Annotated in this window: 15 protein-coding genes; 11 read left to right on the top strand and 4 right to left on the bottom strand. The window is 70.5% G+C overall.

Annotated elements, in window-relative coordinates:
- Positions 1-131 precede the first annotated feature (131 nt).
- A complete protein-coding gene (locus tag C4K88_RS05970) occupies positions 132-2,237 on the top strand; it encodes a DNA gyrase/topoisomerase IV subunit B (RefSeq protein ID WP_104120694.1) in 2,106 nt (701 codons plus the stop codon).
- Between the two features lie 7 nt (positions 2,238-2,244).
- Here the strand turns inward: C4K88_RS05970 and C4K88_RS05965 are convergent, their stop codons facing one another.
- The gene (locus C4K88_RS05965) at positions 2,245-3,231 is read right to left on the bottom strand and encodes a M56 family metallopeptidase (protein WP_104120693.1); all 987 of its coding nucleotides are present in this window, start codon (positions 3,229-3,231) and stop codon (positions 2,245-2,247) included.
- A gap of 9 nt (positions 3,232-3,240) precedes the next feature.
- Positions 3,241-3,609 (bottom strand): BlaI/MecI/CopY family transcriptional regulator, encoded by a 369-nt coding sequence (locus C4K88_RS05960; RefSeq protein ID WP_104120692.1) that lies wholly within the window; start codon positions 3,607-3,609, stop codon positions 3,241-3,243.
- A 223-nt stretch (positions 3,610-3,832) separates the two neighbouring features.
- On the opposite strand from C4K88_RS05960, the gene C4K88_RS05955 reads away from it, so the two are divergent.
- The 6 genes from C4K88_RS05955 to C4K88_RS05930 all read left to right on the top strand — a co-directional run bounded on the left by C4K88_RS05955 (position 3,833) and on the right by C4K88_RS05930 (position 13,135).
- On the top strand, positions 3,833-5,416 hold the full coding sequence (locus C4K88_RS05955) for a cytochrome ubiquinol oxidase subunit I (RefSeq protein WP_104120691.1): 1,584 nt from the start codon (positions 3,833-3,835) through the stop codon (positions 5,414-5,416).
- An 81-nt stretch (positions 5,417-5,497) separates the two neighbouring features.
- Positions 5,498-6,520: a cytochrome d ubiquinol oxidase subunit II gene (gene cydB / locus C4K88_RS05950; RefSeq protein ID WP_104120690.1), complete on the top strand. Its 1,023-nt coding sequence runs from the start codon at positions 5,498-5,500 to the stop codon at positions 6,518-6,520.
- A gap of 95 nt (positions 6,521-6,615) precedes the next feature.
- A complete protein-coding gene (gene cydC, locus C4K88_RS05945) occupies positions 6,616-10,284 on the top strand; it encodes a thiol reductant ABC exporter subunit CydC (RefSeq protein WP_104120689.1) in 3,669 nt (1,222 codons plus the stop codon).
- A gap of 127 nt (positions 10,285-10,411) precedes the next feature.
- Positions 10,412-11,461, top strand: coding sequence for a GNAT family N-acetyltransferase (locus tag C4K88_RS05940; protein WP_104120688.1), 1,050 nt, complete (start codon positions 10,412-10,414; stop codon positions 11,459-11,461).
- A 172-nt stretch (positions 11,462-11,633) separates the two neighbouring features.
- Positions 11,634-12,671, top strand: a complete 1,038-nt coding sequence (locus C4K88_RS05935; protein ID WP_104120687.1) for a TerC family protein — start codon at positions 11,634-11,636, stop codon at positions 12,669-12,671.
- Positions 12,668-13,135: a succinate dehydrogenase hydrophobic membrane anchor subunit gene (locus C4K88_RS05930; RefSeq protein WP_104120686.1), complete on the top strand. Its 468-nt coding sequence runs from the start codon at positions 12,668-12,670 to the stop codon at positions 13,133-13,135. Before C4K88_RS05935 ends, C4K88_RS05930 begins: the two co-directional genes overlap by 4 nt.
- Before the next feature lie 446 nt (positions 13,136-13,581).
- On the opposite strand, the gene C4K88_RS05920 is transcribed toward C4K88_RS05930, so the two are convergent.
- Entirely contained in the window at positions 13,582-14,424 is an 843-nt protein-coding gene (locus C4K88_RS05920) for a helix-turn-helix transcriptional regulator (RefSeq protein WP_104120685.1), read from the bottom strand.
- Between the two features lie 100 nt (positions 14,425-14,524).
- On the opposite strand from C4K88_RS05920, the gene C4K88_RS05915 reads away from it, so the two are divergent.
- Together C4K88_RS05915 and C4K88_RS05910 are read left to right on the top strand one after the other, a co-directional pair.
- Positions 14,525-14,731 (top strand): hypothetical protein, encoded by a 207-nt coding sequence (locus C4K88_RS05915; protein ID WP_104120684.1) that lies wholly within the window; start codon positions 14,525-14,527, stop codon positions 14,729-14,731.
- A gap of 50 nt (positions 14,732-14,781) precedes the next feature.
- Positions 14,782-15,738 carry an SDR family NAD(P)-dependent oxidoreductase gene (locus tag C4K88_RS05910; protein WP_104120683.1) on the top strand — a complete coding sequence of 319 codons (957 nt, stop codon included), beginning with the start codon at positions 14,782-14,784 and terminating at the stop codon, positions 15,736-15,738.
- 321 nt (positions 15,739-16,059) lie between these two features.
- Here C4K88_RS05910 and C4K88_RS05905 read toward each other — a convergent pair whose 3' ends face one another.
- Positions 16,060-16,407 (bottom strand): nuclear transport factor 2 family protein, encoded by a 348-nt coding sequence (locus C4K88_RS05905; RefSeq protein WP_104120682.1) that lies wholly within the window; start codon positions 16,405-16,407, stop codon positions 16,060-16,062.
- Between the two features lie 189 nt (positions 16,408-16,596).
- On the opposite strand from C4K88_RS05905, the gene C4K88_RS05900 reads away from it, so the two are divergent.
- Together C4K88_RS05900 and C4K88_RS17900 are read left to right on the top strand one after the other, a co-directional pair.
- Positions 16,597-17,133: a MarR family winged helix-turn-helix transcriptional regulator gene (locus C4K88_RS05900; protein ID WP_104120681.1), complete on the top strand. Its 537-nt coding sequence runs from the start codon at positions 16,597-16,599 to the stop codon at positions 17,131-17,133.
- Positions 17,134-17,771: 638 nt separating this feature from the next.
- Positions 17,772-18,314 (top strand): putative immunity protein, encoded by a 543-nt coding sequence (locus C4K88_RS17900; RefSeq protein WP_368771583.1) that lies wholly within the window; start codon positions 17,772-17,774, stop codon positions 18,312-18,314.
- Positions 18,315-18,343 lie beyond the last annotated feature (29 nt).

Raw genomic sequence — 18,343 nt, 5'->3', positions numbered from 1 at the left:
GGCCCGGTCCCTGCCGGTCCCTGCCGGTCCCTGTCGGTGGGAGGTAATAAACTGGAGCGACCCACCCCGGCGACCACCCTCCTGACGCCTGTCCTGGATCGTGCCCGTTCTGCCAAGGAGCCTGACTCAGCGTGACCCCCACCTCGAACTACACCGCCCGGCACCTCTCGGTCCTCGAGGGCCTCGAGGCGGTGCGCAAGCGTCCCGGGATGTACATCGGCTCCACGGACTCCCGCGGCATCATGCACTGCCTGTGGGAGATCATCGACAACTCGGTGGACGAGGCGCTGGCCGGCCACGGCCAGAGCATCACGGTCATCCTGCACGCCGACGGTTCGGTGGAGATCCACGACGACGGGCGCGGCATCCCCGTGGACATCGAACCCAAGACCGGGCTGACCGGCGTCGAGGTGGTCTTCACCAAGCTCCACGCCGGCGGGAAGTTCGGCGGCGGCTCCTACACGGCATCCGGTGGCCTGCACGGCGTCGGTGCCAGCGTCGTCAACGCGCTGTCCTCCCGCCTGGACGTCTTCGTCGACCGCGGCAGCAAGACCTACGCCATGTCCTTCCGCCGCGGTGAGCCCGGGATCTTCAAGGACGGCAGGACGCCGTCGCCCACCGCGCCGTTCGAGCCCTTCCTCGACGGGTCGCGACTCGAGGTCGTCGGGACGGCCAAGCGCGGGGTGACGGGCACCCGCATCAGGTACTGGGCGGACCGCCAGATCTTCACCCCGGACGCCACGTTCTCCTACGAGGAACTGCAGACCCGCGCCCGGCAGACGTCGTTCCTCGTGCCGGGCCTGCGCATCACGCTCCGCGACGAGCGGAGGCTCCCGGGCACGCCGGCGGAGGCAGGTCCCGTGGAGGAGGTCTTCCAGCACGACGGCGGCATCTCCGAGTACGCCGAGTTCCTCGCCCTCGACGCCGCGGTCACGGATGTGTGGCGGTTCCACGGGTCGGGCCGGTTCAAGGAATCCGTGCCCGTCCTCGACGAGCGCGGACACAGCCAGATGGCGGAGGTCGAGCGGGACTGCGAGGTGGACATCGCCCTGCGCTGGGGCATCGGCTACGAGACGACGGTCCGCAGCTACGTCAACATCATCGCGACCCCCAAGGGCGGCACCCACCAGAGCGGCTTCGAGCAGGCGCTCCTGAAGACCTTCCGCAAGGTCATCGAGGCCAACGCGCGCAAGCTCAAGGCCGGCAGCGACAAGATCGAGAAGGACGACGTCTTCGCCGGACTGACGGCCGTCCTCACCGTCCGGCTCGCGGAACCCCAGTTCGAGGGCCAGACCAAGGAGATCCTCGGGACCTCCGCCGTGCGGGCGATCGTCGCGAAGGTGGTCGAGAAGGAACTGCAGGCACGGCTGTCCTCCCCGACGCGCAACGACAAGGCGCAGTCGGCGCTGCTGCTGGAGAAGGTCGTCGCCGAGATGAAGTCCCGCATCTCGGCGCGGGTCCACAAGGAGACGCAGCGGCGCAAGAACGCCCTGGAGACCTCCTCCATGCCGGCGAAGCTCGCGGACTGCCGCATCGACGACGCCGAGCGGTCGGAACTCTTCATCGTCGAGGGCGACAGCGCGCTCGGTACCGCGAAGAACGCGCGATCCTCCGACTACCAGGCGCTGCTGCCGATCCGCGGCAAGATCCTCAACGTGCAGAAGGCCTCGGTGGGGGACATGCTCTCCAACGCCGAGTGTGCCGCCCTCATCCAAGTCATCGGGGCGGGCTCCGGGCGGAGCTTCCAGCTGGACGCACGACGCTACGGCAAGGTCATCCTCATGACCGACGCCGACGTGGACGGCGCCCACATCCGGACGCTGCTCCTCACCCTCTTCTTCCGGTACATGCGCCCGCTGGTCGAGGCCGGCCGGGTGTACGCCGCCGTCCCGCCGCTGCACCGGGTGGAGGTGATCAACAACGGCTCGAAGGCCAACGAGATGATCTACACCTACTCCGAGGCCGAGCTGACGCGCCTCCTCGCCGCCATGGAGAAACAGGGGAAGCGGTACAAGTCACCGATCCAGCGCTACAAGGGTCTCGGGGAGATGGACGCGGACCAGCTCGCCGAGACCACCATGGATCCGCGCCACCGGACGCTGCGGCGCGTGCGCATCCAGGAGGCCGAATCCGCCGAGCGCGTCTTCAACCTGCTGATGGGCAGCGACGTCGCGCCCCGCAAGGACTTCATCGTCGCGGGCGCGGCCTCCCTGGACCGGGACCGCATCGACGCCTGACGGGCGCTCAGCCGAGCAGTTCGGGGGCCACCAGGAGCAGCGGGGGGACCACCAGCAGCAGCCCGGCGGAGGACAACGCCAGCCCCTGCTGCAGGCGACTGAGCGGCGGCAGGGGAGTGAGCAGGCGGCGCAGGCGCGGGACGGTGGACACGACGTCGGCGGTCCCGCCGGTCACCGCCGCCGTGAGGGGGATCCCGCTCTCGCCGGCCAGGGCGTCGTCGAGGGCGTCCGACGTCGACGGCGGGGCGCCCGCACCCACGATGGCGATGGCGCGGACGAGCGTCGGCTCGTCCACGTGGCGCAGGGCCTCGTCATCGGCGAGCATCTCGATCAGTTCGCTCACGGCCTGCTGGGCGAGCCGGGAGGTGGGCAGCCACGGCAGTGCCGACCGCCAGGCGGCGAAGGCCCAGAGCAGCAGGTGGTGCCGCTGGTGCAGGTGCGCGCTCTCGTGCGTGAGGACGGCGTCGAGTTCCGCCTGGCTGAGCAGATCCATCAGCCCGTCCGACATCACGGTGACGGAGCGGGCGCCGCCGGGCAGGCAGTAGGCGACCGGCGCGGGGTGTTTGATGACGAGCGTCGCGGGCTGGCCGGCCGCGGGGGAGCTGAGGAGGGTGAGCATGTCGCGGTGCCGCCGCCGCTGCCGGTGGATGCGCACGAAGGTCAGGGCCAGGGTGAAGACGAGGTGCCCGAAGAGGAGGATCGCGGCACTGATCGCGAAGACGTGGATGACGCCGAGGGACTCGGCCGACCCGTCATCGAGCAGGATGCCCAGGAACGCCGCGGAGGCCTCGACGAGGTTGTCGCCCAGGGGTTCGAGGCCCCAGACCAGCATGGCGCCGATCATGGACAGTCCGCCCGCCAGGGCTATCGACTGCCACAGCACCATGGCCGTGAACGGTGCCCGCGCGGGCCATTCAGCACGCGAGAGGGCGATGGGCGCGGGCCACGCGAGGATGATCGCGAGTGCCGCGAGCAGGTAGGAGGCCCAGAACACGGGGCGGGGTCAGCTGCCGCCGAGCAGCTTGCGCAGGGTCTGGGCCTCGGCGTCCGACACACTGCCGATGAACCGGGCGAGCACGGCCTCGCGGTCCGGCGCGGTCACGAGCACCTCGTGCATGAGTTCCGCCGTGTGGTCCTCGCGGCTGGTGACGGACATGTACCGGTGCGGCCGGCTGTCGCGCTCCCGGGTGACGAGGCCCTTCTTCTCCAGGCGTGACAGAACCGTGAGCACGGTCGTCACCGCCAGCTCGCGCCCCACCTCCCCGGACGGCGCCTCGGCGATGGCGTCCCGCAGCTCGTTGGCGGTCATCGCCTCCGGGGTCGTCCACAGCAGGTCCATCACTGTGCGTTCCAGGTCTCCGAGCGTTGCCATGTGCTTTCCTTCGATCAACCGCGATCCGTCCCCATCGGCCGACGGAGACGCACTCCCGGGAGGGAATGCCAGGGTGTGATACGTCTAACGTACAACCTCCCGGTGAACAATTCTACTCTGCGTAGAAGACTCTTTCCACATGTTCTACGATGTGTAGAAGAACATTTCTACGACCCGTAGAAGTTCCGTCGCCAGCGACGCGCCGAACTGCTGAAAGGGCCCCATGGAAGCCTTGGAGATTGCCCGGTGGCAATTCGGGATCACGACCGTCTACCACTTCATCATGGTCCCCCTGACCATCGGGCTCGGCCTGCTCGTGGCCGTCATGCAGACCCTCTGGTACCGCACCGGCCAGGACCACTACCTCCGGATGACCAAGTTCTGGGGCAAGCTCTTCCTCATCAACTTCATCGTGGGCGTCGCCACCGGCTTGGTGCAGGAGTTCCAGTTCGGGATGGCGTGGAGCGAGTACAGCCGCTTCGTCGGCGACGTGTTCGGCGCGCCGCTCGCGATGGAGGCGCTTCTGGCCTTCTTCGTCGAATCCACCTTCCTCGGCCTCTGGATCTTCGGCTGGGGGCGGCTCCCGCGCCTGGTCCACCTGCTCTCGCTCTGGACCGCCGTGCTCGCGTCCGTCTTCTCGGCCTACTTCATCCTCGTCGCGAACTCCTGGATGCAGCATCCCGTCGGCGTGGAGATGGTCGACGGCCGGCCCGTCATGGTCGACGCCTGGGCGGTCTTCACCAACAACACGGCCCTGGTCGCCTTCCCCCACACCCTCTTCGGCTGCCTCGCCGTCGCCGGCGCGTTCCTCCTCGGCATCAGCTGGTACCACCTGTGGAAGAGGCGCCACGACGGACTGGACACCCTCGGCCCCGATGGGAAGGTCGTCGTCGGCGCGGGCAGCGGCGCCCGGGACGCGGCGGACCACACCGTGTGGCTCCGCTCGGCGCGCGCGGGCGCCCTCGTCGCCATGATCGCGTTCGCCGGCACCGGCATCACCGGCGACCTGCAGGGCAAGCTCATGTTCGACCAGCAGCCCATGAAGATGGCCGCCGCCGAGGCGGCCTGCCACGACGGCACGGGCTTCTCCATCCTCTCGGTCGGCAATCTCGGCGCGCAGAGCTGCGACGACATCACCGCGGTCATCGAGGTACCCGGGGTGCTGTCCTTCCTCGCCAACGGCGACTTCACCACCGAGGTCAAGGGCGTCAACACCCTCCTGCCCGAGTACCAGGAGAAGTACGGCACGCACCTGCCGGACGACCCCATGTACGGGGAACTCGCCGGCTCGGAAATCGACTACCTGCCGGTCATGGAGGTCACCTACTGGGGCTTCCGCATCATGATCGGGTTCGGGGCGATCGCCGCCGCGGCGTCCGCGGCGGCCCTGTGGGTCCTGCGCAGGGGCACGGTGCCGGAGTCACGCTGGCTCATGCGGCTGGCAGTCTTCGGGATCCTGGCGCCGTTCGGGGCGAACATCGCAGGCTGGGTCTTCACCGAGATGGGCCGGCAGCCGTTCGTCGTCGCGCCCAACCCGGACCCCACCGGCATCGATGGCGTCTTCATGTTCACGGCCGCGGCGGTCTCGCCCGGCGTGTCCGTCCCGGAGCTGGTCACCTCGCTCGTCCTGCTGACCCTGGTGTACGCCGCGCTCCTCGTGGTCGAGGTGAAGCTGCTGTTCACCTACGTCCGGGGCGGCACGGCGTCCGCGATGCCCGAACTGGCCCACTCCGACGACCCGGACGGCACCGGCGGGTCCCACGACGGCAGGAAGGACGACGGCGATGTCCTCGCGTTCGCGTACTGACCGCCCCGCCGGCGGTGCCGCGCACCCCGCCGATGCGCGCCCCGACTCCCGATACCCCGCAACCACTCGGAAGGTGACCCGATGACCGAGGCCCTGCCCACCCTCTGGTTCGTCCTGATCGCCGTGCTGTGGTGCGGCTACCTCTTCCTCGAGGGCTTCGACCTCGGGGTCGGGATGCTGATGAAGCTCATGGCCCGCAACGACACCCAGCGGCGCGTCCTGCTCAACACCGTGGGGCCGGTGTGGGACGGCAACGAGGTCTGGCTCGTGACGGCGGTGGGCGCCACGTTCGCCGCCTTCCCCTACTGGTACGCGTCCCTGCTGTCCGCGCTCTATCTACCGTTCCTGCTCGTCCTGCTCGGCCTGATCTTCCGTGCCGTGGGCTTCGAGTGGCGCGGCAAGCGGCACAGCGACGCCTGGCGCAACGGCTGGGACTGGGCCATCGCGCTCGGATCCTTCGCCGCGGCAGCCGGGATCGGCGCCGCGCTCGCCCTGACGACCACGGGCCTGCCCCTGAACGAGAACGGCGACCGCGTGGGCGGCGCCTTCGCCTGGGCCACCTGGCCCGCGCTCCTCGGCGCGGCCGCCGTCGTGCTCTTCTGCCTTGTCCACGCCGCCGCGTTCATCGCCCTCAAGACCGACGGCGGGGTGCGTCGGCAGGCCGACCGCCTGTTCCGCCGGCTCCTGCCGGTGGCGATGCTCCCGTTCCTCGGCTGGGCGCTCCTGGTCCAGCTCGACACCGGGTCTGTGCTCACCTGGCTCGCCGTCGTCGCCGCTGCCGCCGGGCTGACCGCCGCCTATCGCTTCTCGGCCGTCGGCCGGGACGGCCGCGCCTTCGCGGCGCTGGGACTCGCGATGCTGGCGCTGGTCGGGTCGATCTTCGGCGCCGTCTTCCCCGTGGTCCTGCCGTCCACCGTGGACCCCGCCTTCGACCTGACCGTGCAGAACGCGTCGTCCTCGCCCTACACGCTCGGCCTGATGAGCATCGTGGCCTGCTTCGGCGTGCCGCTCGTGCTCGCGTACCAGGCGTGGACCTACTGGGTCTTCCGGCGGCGGGTCTCGGAGTCCAGCATCCCGCCGGCGCACGCCGTCACCGCGCTGTGAGCGGCGCCGTCGGAACCGCCGCGCCCCGGCAGCGCAGCGTGGGTGCCACGACCCGGCCGGCCGATGCTGCCCCGGGAGGACGGCGCGTGTCCCCGATGGCGACGCTGAAGGCCGGCGGGCCGGCGGGCGCCGCAGGGTCGACGACGGCGCTGTACCTGCTCGGCGTCCTCGCAGCCGTCCGCGCCGCCGGGCTGGTGCTCCTGGCACAGGCGCTCGCCCTCGGGATCGGTTCCCTCGCCGCCGGTGCGCTCGACGTCCGCGGCGTGCTGCTGCAGGGCGTCCTCGGCGCCGGGCTGCGCACCGTGGCGGCCTGGGGACAGGACGCCACCGCCGCGCGCCTGGCACTCGGGACCCGGGAGCGGCTGCGCGAGGCCGCGCTCCTGCGCCTGCTCGACGACGGCGGCACCACGCGCGCAGTCGGCGGCGGGACGGGCTCCCTCGCGGTGCTGCTCACCCGCGGCCTCGACGGCCTCGACAGGTACTACACGCAGTACCTTCCCGCGCTGATCACGTGCGCCGTGGTCCCGCTGCTCATCGGCGCGCGGATCCTCGCCGCGGACTGGGTCAGCGCGCTCATCATCGTCCTCACCGTGCCACTCGTCCCCGTGTTCATGGTGCTGATCGGCCTCCACACGCAGGAGCACACCCGGCAGGCCACCACCGCGCTGGGCCGCCTGTCCGATCACCTGCTCGAACTCGCGCGCGGACTCCCCGTCCTCGTCGGCCTCGGACGCGCCGCCGAACAGACCCGCGCCCTCCGGGACATCGCGGGCACCTACACCTCGCGCACCATGACCACGCTCCGCACCGTCTTCCTGTCCTCCCTCGCCCTCGAGCTCATCAGCACCATCTCGGTCGCGGTCGTCGCGGTCTTCGCCGGCGTGCGCCTGATCCACGGGGACCTGGGACTCGAGACCGCGCTGATCGCCCTCATCCTCGCGCCCGAATGCTACGGGCCCCTGCGCGATGTAGGAGCGGCCCACCACGCCAGCGAGGACGGGGAGGAGTCCGGCGCCCGCGTCCGCGCCATCATCGACGCCCCCGCGGCCCCGCCGGAGCACCTCCCCGAACGCGTCCCGCAGGCCGAGCCGGGCGGGCGGGGCGGCGTGCGGGTCGAGCACCTCACCGCCCGGTACGACGGCGCCCTCGCGCCGGTCTTCGCCGGCGTCCGGCTCGTCCTCGAACCGGGGAGCATCACCGCGCTCCGGGGCCCCAGCGGCTCCGGGAAGTCCACCCTGATGCGTGCCCTGGCCGGGGGAGCGGCCGTTCCTCCCGGCCTCCGCCTCGAGGGCCGCGTCGAAGGGCTCGGGGGCGACGCCGTCGCCTGGGTCCCGCAGCACCCCGAACTGCTCCTCGACACCGTCCGCGCCGAACTCGCGCTCTACGCCGGGCTCCCTGCGGACTCACCGGCCCTCACAGGCCAGCTCGCCGCGGTCGGCGCCGCAGGACTCGCCGACCGCCGCGGCGCGGAACTGAGCCCGGGCGAACTCCGGCGCGTCGCCGTCGCCCGGGCCCTGCTCCGCGCCCAGGACCCGTCGGTCACCCTCCTGCTCCTGGACGAGCCGACCGCCCACGTGGACGACGACGTCTCCCGCGCCATCCGAGCCGCCGTCAGGGCACGACGGCCGGGCCTGACCGTCCTCCTGATCGCCCACGACGACGAGACGGCCCGCCTCGCCACGGCCGAGGTGCATCTGGACGGGCAGTCCCCGGGGGAGGACGCCACGGCGTCCGCCGACGCGGTCCGACCGATCAGCCTCCCGGCGGGACGGCCGCCGGCTACGGTCGGTTCCGCCGCCGCGGTCCGACCGATCAGCCTCCCGGCGGGACGGCCACCGGCTACGGTCGGTTCCGCCCTCGCGGACCGCGACGCGGCAGCCCGGCGCAGCACGCCGGTCAGCACGGTGCCGGGGACACCCGACGCCGCCAGGACTCCGAACCCTCCCGCACCCTCCGGGACTTCCTCCGCCCCTGGGACTTCCTCCACCCCCGAGGGTTTCAACGGTCCTGGGGGTTCCACCGCCTCCGGAACCCCCGCCGAGGCGACCGGTAGCCGGCACCGTGGCCCCGAGGCCTCGTGGCTCCGTTCCGCCCGCGACGTGCTCGCGCTCGTCCGGCCCTGGGACCGGCGGTTCCTCGCCGCCGCCGCACTCGGCCTCGGCGCGTCGTCGTTCGCCGTCGCTCTGACCGCGCTCAGCGGCTGGCTGATCGTCCGTGCCGCCGAGCAGCCGCCCATCCTCTACCTGCTCACGGCGATCGTCGGCGTCCGCTTTTTTGGTATCGGCCGCTCCGTCCTGCGCTACGAGGAACGCCTCTGGCTGCACCGCGCGGTGTTCCACCGGGCGGACGACACCCGGCTGCGGCTGTGGACCGGGCTGCTCGGCACCGGACGGTCGTGGCGCACGATCGCCCGAGGATCCGGGGGCATCGAGCGTCTGGTCGGGGACATCGACGAACTGCGCGACTTGTCGTCGCGCGCCCTGCTGCCCGTCGTCACCTCGGTGCTGACGGGTGTCGCCGCGCTCGTCACGACGGCCGTGCTGCACCCTGCCTCCCTCGGGTGGCAGGCCCTCGCCGTCGTCGCGGCGCTCGTCATCGCACCCGCCGTCGCCGTCCTCCGCGAGCAGGCCGTCGGGGCAGCCGCGGTCCGGCTGCGAGCGCAGGGCCTCGAACGCGTCACGGGTCTGCTGCGCGCCGCCCCCGACCTCCGGGTGAACGGGGTCCACCGGTCCGCGCTCGCCGGCACCCGTGAGCTGGGGGAGGCGGTCGCGGCGGCCGCGCGGCGCTCGGCGTCCGCGGCAGGTGCGTCGACCGCCGTGATCGTCGTTGCGTGCTGCACCGCCTCGCTTGGCATCCTCGTCGGCGCGGAGGGCCTCCCGGCCGATCTCACGGCCGTCCTCGTGCTCATGCAACTCGCCCTGATCGAGCCGTTCGTGGCCGGCACGTCCGCCGTGCAGCACTGGGGTCCGTTGGCGGCCGTGACGCGCCGGATCGTCCCGCACCTCAGCCCTGCCGGCTGGGAGGCGGACCTGCAGCACACGGACAGCGGGACCACCACGCAATCCGCCACGCAGTCCGCAGCGCGCTCCGTCTCCCTCCGCGGCGCGAGCATCGGCTACGAACTCGGGCGCCCCGTGGTCGACGGCCTGACCCTCGACCTCGTTCCGGGGCGCTGGACCGGGCTCACGGGCCCCTCGGGCAGCGGCAAGTCCACCGTGATCGGCGCCCTTCTCGGCTTCCTCCCCCTCGAGCGGGGGACGCTCCTGGTGGACGGGCAGACTCGCGACGACGGCGGCACGCCGCGGCTCGCCTGGTGTCCGCAGGAGAGCCACCTGTTCAACTCGAGCCTGCGCTCCAACCTGCAGCTCGCCCGGCCGCCCGCTGACCAGGCCACGGACGCCGAACTGGAGGCCGTCCTCGACGCCGTGGGACTGACCGGACTGGTGGAGGGGCTCGACGGCGGGCTGGACGCTCCCGCCGGAGCGGGAGGGTCCAGGCTCTCGGGCGGCCAGCGGCAGCGGCTCGCCGTGGCGCGCGCCCTGCTCACGCGGTCCGGCGTCGTCCTCCTCGACGAACCCACCGCTCACCTCGACGCCGACGGCGCGCGGTCCCTTCTCGCGGACCTGCGGCGCGGCCTCCCGAACACCGCCGTCCTCCTCGTGACGCATGACCCCGCAGAGGCCGCCCTGTGCGACGACGTCGTGGCGCTGGCTCCTCCGGGCGACCACGAGCGGACACCCGTGGAGTCCGTGGTGAGCAGCTGACCGGCGCCTCGGATCCGGCGCCTCGGAACCGGGGTATCGGGATGCCGGACCGCCGGGTACGCCACGCACAGGTCCACCTGGCCCGCGCCTCGGGCAGGGCGGGGTGGTCCTCGCATAGGCTGGGGCCATGACCACCCCCTCCACCTCCGGACCCGATGCCGCCGCGGCCGGCCAGGCGCCGGCCGCTCCGCCGCTGCCCGACGGACTGCTGTGGCGACCGCTGACGTACGCCGACATCCCCCGCTGGCATGCGCTCATCCAGCGCATCGCGGACCAGGACCAGCCGGACTGGGTGGAACAGCGCGCCGACCTCGAGGAGGCGCTGCGTGCCTCGAAGAACGATCCCCGCAGGGACACGATCGCCGGCTTCGACGCCGACGGCGATCCGCGGGCCTTCGGGCGCCTGTCCCGGAATCCCGGCTCGTCGCTGATCCACGGCGCGGGCGGTATCGACCCCGCGTGGCGCGGCCGCGGGATCGGCCGGGCCGTCCTGACCTGGCAGGCGTGGCGCGCGGAGATGCGCCTGCGGGAGACCGGCCAGGCGGAAGGGATCTTCCGGAACTACGTCGAGGAACGCAACCCCTCGCACCTCGCGCTGCTCACCGCGAGCGGCAGCAGGATCGTGCGCTACTTCACCGAGATGACGCGGCCACTGGACCAGCCGATCCCCGAGCTCCCGGTCCCGGACGGGCTGGAGCTCGTCACCTTCGCGGAGGGTGCGGGCCGGGGCCTGTCCGAACTGGTCCGCCTCGCCCACAACGACGCCTTCCAGGACCACTGGGGGAGTGAGCCCCGCGACCAGGAATCATGGCAGTTCACCGTCAGCCACCCGGAGTTCCGGGCGGACTGGAGCGTCGCTCTCCTCGACCCGTCGACGGGCGAGGTGGCGGCCTACCAGCTGTCCAGCTACGACCCCGATTCCGAGCGGCTCCTCGGCCGCACGGAGGGCTACACGGACCTGCTGGGTGTCCGGCGTGCCTGGCGGGGTCGCGGACTCGCCCCGGCACTGCTCGCCGAGGCGATGCGGCGCTACCGCGCAGCAGGCATGCAGAACGCCGGGCTGGGCGTCGACACCGAGAACCCCTCCGGGGCGCTCGGTCTGTACGAGCGCATGGGCTACGTCCCCACCCAGCGATCGATCGTGTTCGACCTGCCGCTGAGCGTGAACTCCGCCTGATCCCCTTCCGCTCCCCGGGGGAACTGTGATTCACTCGTAGGCACGGAGGGGAGTATCCCCACATCCTGCTCGTCGTCACTACGAGGGTCCCAGCACCCTCCGGCGGACAGGGCCACCCCGGTGGCCGGGAGAGACCTCCAGTTGGTAACCACTGACTGGAAGGCAGCACTTCGTGAACGTACCCCTGTGGATCTGGCTGGCCGTCATCGGCTTCATCCTCCTCATGCTCGTCGTCGACCTCGTCGCCCACCGGCACGCCCACGTCATCAGCGTCCGCGAGGCGGCCGTGTGGTCCGGTATCTGGGTGTTCTTCGGGGTGGTGTTCGGCATCATCGTGTGGCGTGTCTGGGGAGCCGAGTTCGGGCAGCAGTACTTCGCCGGCTATCTGATCGAGAAATCCCTCGCCGTGGACAACGTCTTCGTCTGGGCCATCATCTTCACGTTCTTCGCGGTCCCCCGTGAGTACCAGCACCGCGTCCTGTTCTTCGGGGTTCTCGGCGCCCTGGTCTTCCGCGGGATCTTCATCGCCGGGGGCGCGGTGTTGATCCAGAACTTCTCCTGGATCCTCTACGTCTTCGCGGCATTCCTGCTCTTCACCGGCATCCGGATGCTCTTCCAGCGCAACGAGCACATCGACCCCGAGAAGTCCCGTGCCCTGAAGCTCTTCCGCCGGTACGTGCCCATGACCGATGCCTTCCACGGCCAGCGGTTCCTTATCCGGAAGAACGGGATCCTGCTCGCCACGCCCCTGCTGGCCGTCCTCGTGCTGGTGGAGGTCACGGACATCGTCTTCGCCGTCGACTCCATCCCCGCGATCTTCGCCGTCACCGACGAGGTGTTCCTCGTCTTCACCGCCAACGCGTTCGCGATCCTGGGCCTGCGCGCCATGTACTTCCTCCTGGCCGACCTCATCCACCGCTTCGTGTACCTGAAGGTAGGGCTCGCCCTCGTCCTGGTCTGGGTCGGCATCAAGATGGCCCTGAAGATCGATCTCTACTACATCCCCACGCCCATCTCGCTCTTGGTGATCACCACGATCCTCACCGTCGCCGTCGTCGCGAGCCTCGTGAAGACCCGCGGCCAGGAGCGGCACGCGCCCCCCGCGCCCGCCGTCGCCCCCTTCCGCACGGCCACCGAGGAGGAGATGGCCGACCTCCAGCCCGTCTGGGGCCGCCGCCGCGCTACGACCGCGCAGGACCGCCGGTCATGACACGGGCACGGAGGCCCGTCACGCGGGAGCGGATCAGTCCGCCGCGCAGGCGCGTCACGACCGGCGGCAACAGGGAGCTCCTCGCCTGGCTGTTCATGCGGTGGTCCGGTGCGCTGCTCCTGGTGCTGATCCTCGTCCACCTGTTCGTGAACCTGATGCTGGGCGACGGCATCAACCAGATCGACTTCGCCTTCGTCGCCGGGAAGTGGGCGAACCCGTTCTGGCAGTGGTTCGACCTCGTCATGCTCTGGCTGGCGATGCTGCACGGGACGAACGGGCTCCGGATCATCATCGACGACTACGCCGACGCCGCCATGACACGCCTGTGGCTCAAGGTCGTGCTGGTCGCCTGCTCGGCGGCGATCATCGCGCTCGGGACCCTGGTCATCTTCACCTTCGATCCCTGCCCGGCGGGCGCCGCGGCGTCGTCCCTTCCCTCGTTCTGCGCGGCGGTCACGCCCTGACGGGAGGCCCTCCCGGCGGCGCGCGAAAAGCCCCTCTCGGGCCGGTCTCGGCGGGCTGCCGTAAGCCCGCCGAGGCGTAGAACCGCCCGTCCGGGGAGACGGCGACGAGCCCGACGGCGTGCTCGGACAGCCGATCCACGACGACGGACCACCCTCGAGAGGGCGCGTCCCTCGGAGACGGAGATCGCGGGGGCCCGCCTACGCGATCGACGACCAGACGGCGATCTCCGTCATCGACGGCGCCGTGAGGATCACCTCGGAAGGACAGTGGAAACAGCTGGACCCGTGAACCGGAGGCGAAGCCGACCTGACTGCTGCCCCTGTGGCTCCACACGCCACACTCCTCAGCACACGCGGATCATTGCGGCACGGCAGCGGACACACCGGAGGGGGCTCTGCACGCAGGTCCAGTTGATCCGGCCCTCGGCCGGCGTGGCTGTCCTGAGTCACGTGGAGGTCGTGCGTGCCGTGCTCCAGCTGGCGAGGAAGGGCAGTTTCCGGGCGGTCTCCGAGTCGGGGTCGGTCGTGTAGACGATGAGGACCTGATCGGTGCCGCGCGTCGATGCCAGGGTCTCGATATCGAAGGACAGGGCCCCGACCACCGGGTGGAGGATCTGCTTGGCGGCGGAGGCATAGTCCTGCACCCGGTGGTCCTCCCACCATCGTGCTGCATCGGGGTCCCGCGATCGGAGCTCGTCGATCAGCGCGATCAGCCGGCGGTCGTCGGGATGGCGGCCGAGCTCACCGCGGAGGGCGGCGACGAAGGACGCGGCGAAATGCTCCCAGTTCACGATACGTTCCCGGGCGAGGGGGTCGAAGAACAGGTAGCGCAGCAGCGACGACGCCGGTCCCACGGCGCCGAGGACCGCGGTGAGGAGCGCATTGGTCGCCAGCACTTCTCCCCGCAGGCCGAGAACAAGAGCCGGCACGTGATCGACGACGGTCAGCATGCGCAGCAGTCCCCGATCCGCGTGCTGCTCGACCGGAGCCGGGGAACTGCGCCGACGCGAGGGGCTGGCCAGGGTGTGCAGGTGCTGTCGCTCCACCTCGTTCAGGCGCAGCGCTCCGGCCACGGCGTCGAGCACGCTGCGGGAGACATTCACCTGCCGCCCCTGCTCCAGCCGGCTGTAGTAATCGGCGCTCACCCCGGCCAGTACCGCCAGCTCCTCCTTGCGCAGTCCCGGGACGCGCCGCGGTCCGGGGAAGGCCCGCATGCCGGCCTCGTCCGGGGTCAGGCTGTCGCGGCGGGCGCGCAGGAACGCCCCGAGCTGTGTCCGATCAGCGGTCATCCGCTCACTGTAGGACGTCCCGCCCCGCCGTGCGTGGTCCTGTCATGCCCCGGTTCAGCGTGATCTGGCTCCCATGTCCGGTCGGATCTAGAACAGAGGCATGACATCGACACCGATCAGCCCGACCGTCAGCCCCCGGCACCTGGGGGCAGGACAGCACTCGTCACCGGGTCCACGAGCAGCCGCAGAGGCCACCGAGACGCTCGGAGGGCGCATCGACAATCTCGTCAGCAACGCGGGGATCTATCCCTCGACGACGACCGCGGAGCTGACCGACGAGGAGCCCGATGCGATGCTCGCGGCATGAGGGCAGCACACTCAAGGGACGACCATGAACACCACGACGGGACATCTTCCATGACACGCATCGACGCATCATTCGCCGCAACGAGCACCGCCCGGGACGTCGTCGAGGGCATCGACCTGTCCGGCCGCACCGCGATCGTCACCGGAGGCGCGTCAGGCATCGGGGTCGAAACCGCCCGGGCCCTCGCCTATGCCGGCGCGGACGTGACCCTCGCGGTCCGCGACGTCGACGCCGGGCGTCGTGTGGCACAGGAGATCACCGGCGCCCGTCCCGGGGCGAGCGTCCGCGTCGCGTCCCTCGATCTCGCGGACATCGACTCGGTCGATCGCTTCGTGGACACGTGGACCGGGATCCTGCACCTGCTGATCAACAACGCGGGCGTCATGATGACCCCTGAACTGCGGACACCCCGGGGGTGGGAGTTGCAGTTCGCCACCAACCACCTCGGGCACTTCGCCCTCGCCCACGGACTGCATGGCGCGCTGGCAGCGGCAGGTGAGGCGCGGATCGTCTCGGTGAGCTCCAGCGGACACGGTGCGTCCGACATCGTCTACGAGGACCTGTTCTTCGACCGGAGGCCCTACGACGCCGGACAGGCCTACGGGCAGTCGAAGACGGCGAATGCGCTCTTCGCCGTCGAGGCGACCCGGCGGTGGGCCGGAGACGGGATCACCGCGAACGCGGTCATGCCCGGCGGGATCTGGACCAACCTGCAGCGCCACTGGACCCCGGATGTCCTTGCTGCGACCAGGAAGCACGTCGCGGCCGCGGGTCTTTTCACCAAGACACCCGAACAGGGCGCCGCGACGTCGGTTTTCGCCGCAACCTCTCCCTCGCTCAAGGCCATCGGGGGACGGTACCTGGAGGACTGCAGGGAAGCGGAGGTGGTCCCCGCCATCATCGACGGTCTCCACGGAGTCCTGCCGTACGCCATCGATCCGGCCAACGCGCGACGGCTCTGGGACGTCTCCCACGACCTCCTGCACACACCCGGCCCGACACCCTGAGTGCACCCGTCAGTACCGGCCCGTTGCCAACCGCGCGGCAGGAAGCCGGAGATGGGACATTCTCGTTCTACCGGCGGCGGTGACCCCTGAATCGGTCTTCCACCTGGTGAGGTGTCGGGTGCGTCGTCGAAACGCTGCTGCCGGGCTTCGTGGACCAGCGCACCGGGACGAGTGCTGACGACGGCGCAAACGAGGACGCCGTTGTGTTCGAGGCGCCTCAGGATCGGCGTAAGTGACTTCCTGGGCGGTCGCACCATGACCCTCCCACGGGCGGTTCCTCCTCGCGTGACCCGTGGGGTCGGAGCTTCCCGGAAGGTCAGGTCAGATCGCAATGCTGATGCTCAGCGCGGCGACCCGGCCGCCGTCGACCGTGAAGTCGAAAGCGAACGGTAATGGCCCGCCGGGAAAGTCACCGTCGGCAGCAGCAATGAGCGTCGCGGCGCCGTCACCGCTTTGGCTGTAGGCGATCGGGTCGAGGGTGATCCTCGGCGCGATCTGATGATCATGGATCCACCGTTGGATCTCGGCTGCCCCGGCATACGTGGTGCCGTCGTCGCTGACGGTCGCATTCGGGGCGAAGACCGCGAACAGTGCGTCGGGGTCGTGACGGTCGGTCGCCGCGATGAAGTCGAGGACGGGACCGGCGGGGATCGTGGGAAGGGTGGTCATGGCTTTTCCTCCAGTGACAGTGGTCGGGCGGCGGACACCGAGGCCGACTCCCGGGCGGCGCAGAGTCCGAGCGTGCAGACGCCCCGTACTCGGGCAACGGTGCAAGTAGTGTCCTTTACGACAGTAGTAACTGTCTTTTTGGACAGTATATTCCGGGGGAGTGCTGGTGGTCCGCGGTAGTGTTGCGACATGGCACCAGCTCGGAGTGGACGCGACCCGGACAGTACGACGCAGTACCGGTCCGATCTCCTGACCGACCTCAGCCGTCTCATCTACCTGTGGGAGTCACCGGAATTCCAGTCGGAGGTCCTGACGCGGTCCGGCGAACCGTTGGACCAGCCGTCCCACCAGCTCCTTCGGCTGCTCGGCTTCGCGGGCCCCTCGCGGCCCTCCCGGATCGCGGAGCAACTGAAGACAGGGCCGTCGAATGTCAGCAAGATCCTGCACCGCCTCGAAGCCAATGGTTGGGTGCAGCGCACACCGGACCCCACAGATGCACGAGCCACGATCGTCGGGCTCACCGCAGCAGGGACGGACGCCGCGCAGCATGTGTTCGACCTCGGCGACGACATGATCGCGCAGGTGCTCACCGGATGGACGCCCCGCGAAGTGGAGAACTACACCCGCCTCACCCGACGCTTCGTCGACGATGCTCACGTCGCGGCCGAGATCATGCGGGCCCGCGGTCTCACGCGGGCACGAGGTACGGAACGTTCGTCCTCCTGAATGCTGCACCACCCCCACCGAACGGCGCGCAGCAACAGTGCCACGTCCCTGCCCGGCCTCGCCCCGCCCCACATCCGGGGGAAGAGTCAGTCAGCAGCAATGCTTTACGGGATGCCGCCACTACCGACCATGTCGTGCCGGCAGGATGATCGTATGAGCACATGATTTCTGGGATCGAGGAAGGCGGCGCAACCCGCCCGTGCGTGTCGTCGCGGAGGGTCGGACGCTGCGGGTGACCGCTGCCGGGAACAGTGACGTGTGGAGGGACAGGTCGTACGGCGTCGTCCATGACAGCGCGCGTGCCCTGTTGGCGCCATTGCCCGCGGAGGGGGAGGGCAGGGCCTGACGTGACGCGTCTGACCGGATGGAGCGGGGCGCGTCTGCGCCGGCACGAGCGAGCCCACGCCGCTCGCAATGCTGCGGGCAGACCGCACCCGACGAGCGCCCAGTGATCAGGAGACCGCGACGATCCGACGCGTCCGCGGACCGCTGACCGCGAGTACCCTCTCCAGCATGATCAGTGGTGGCGCCTACAGTCCGGCGAGTGGTGCTGTACCTCATCAGCGCGTGGTGTTCCTCGGGCTCAGAGCGGGATCACCACCCGCGCGTCCAGTTCTGAACATGGCGGGTTGTCGTCGGTGGACGAAGGGAGTAGGAACAGTCGTGTGATCCTTCCCGCCGTTCGCGATCCTCGCCTCGTGTCGGTCCGACGTGGTGGATCTTTGACAGAGGCGGATCACCGGTTGCTGGCGTTGTGGGCGGCCACCTGTGCTGAGCATGTCCTGGGGCTGTTCGAGGCATCGGATCCCGGGGATGACCGGCCGCGTGCGGCCATCGAAGCGGCGCGGGCTTGGGCGCGCGGCGAAGCGGGAATGATGACGACCCGCGCGATCGGCGGGCACGCGATGGGCGCGGCGCGTCCGTTGCGTGGTGCCGCCCGGTTCGCGGCCTACTCGGCAGGTCAGGCCGCCTGTGTCGCTCATGTCCCCGAGCATGACCTGGGTGCGGCCGCCTATGCCATCAAGGCCGCTGCAGCTGCAGCCGCCCAGCACCGATGTCGAGAAGCCGGGCGGGTTGAGCGTGACTGGCAGCGGCAGCAGATCCCCGCCCGCCTCCGCACCCTGGTCCTCGAGGACCAGAGCCGACGGAGCAGCATCTGCTGGTCCGTCTTCGAGGACTAGAACATCACGGCCGCGGGTCCGTACGCCGG

This window comes from Arthrobacter pityocampae (assembly GCF_002927275.1).
Taxonomy (GTDB): domain Bacteria; phylum Actinomycetota; class Actinomycetes; order Actinomycetales; family Micrococcaceae; genus Arthrobacter_D; species Arthrobacter_D pityocampae.
The sequence above is the reverse complement of the archived record's forward strand: the minus strand, read 5'-3'. Positions and strand labels throughout refer to the sequence as shown.

What these genes read in the sequence shown, in the direction of transcription:
- C4K88_RS05960 (WP_104120692.1), bottom strand. Translation starts at nt 3,609, where the DNA reads ATGGCAACGCTCGGAGACCTGGAACGCACAGTGATGGACCTGCTGTGG.
- C4K88_RS05955 (WP_104120691.1), top strand. Translation starts at nt 3,833, where the DNA reads ATGGAAGCCTTGGAGATTGCCCGGTGGCAATTCGGGATCACGACCGTC.
- cydB (WP_104120690.1), top strand. Translation starts at nt 5,498, where the DNA reads ATGACCGAGGCCCTGCCCACCCTCTGGTTCGTCCTGATCGCCGTGCTG.
- cydC (WP_104120689.1), top strand. Translation starts at nt 6,616, where the DNA reads ATGGCGACGCTGAAGGCCGGCGGGCCGGCGGGCGCCGCAGGGTCGACG.
- C4K88_RS05940 (WP_104120688.1), top strand. Translation starts at nt 10,412, where the DNA reads ATGACCACCCCCTCCACCTCCGGACCCGATGCCGCCGCGGCCGGCCAG.
- C4K88_RS05930 (WP_104120686.1), top strand. Translation starts at nt 12,668, where the DNA reads ATGACACGGGCACGGAGGCCCGTCACGCGGGAGCGGATCAGTCCGCCG.
- C4K88_RS05920 (WP_104120685.1), bottom strand. Translation starts at nt 14,424, where the DNA reads ATGACCGCTGATCGGACACAGCTCGGGGCGTTCCTGCGCGCCCGCCGC.
- C4K88_RS05915 (WP_104120684.1), top strand. Translation starts at nt 14,525, where the DNA reads ATGACATCGACACCGATCAGCCCGACCGTCAGCCCCCGGCACCTGGGG.
- C4K88_RS05910 (WP_104120683.1), top strand. Translation starts at nt 14,782, where the DNA reads ATGACACGCATCGACGCATCATTCGCCGCAACGAGCACCGCCCGGGAC.
- C4K88_RS05905 (WP_104120682.1), bottom strand. Translation starts at nt 16,407, where the DNA reads ATGACCACCCTTCCCACGATCCCCGCCGGTCCCGTCCTCGACTTCATC.
- C4K88_RS05900 (WP_104120681.1), top strand. Translation starts at nt 16,597, where the DNA reads ATGGCACCAGCTCGGAGTGGACGCGACCCGGACAGTACGACGCAGTAC.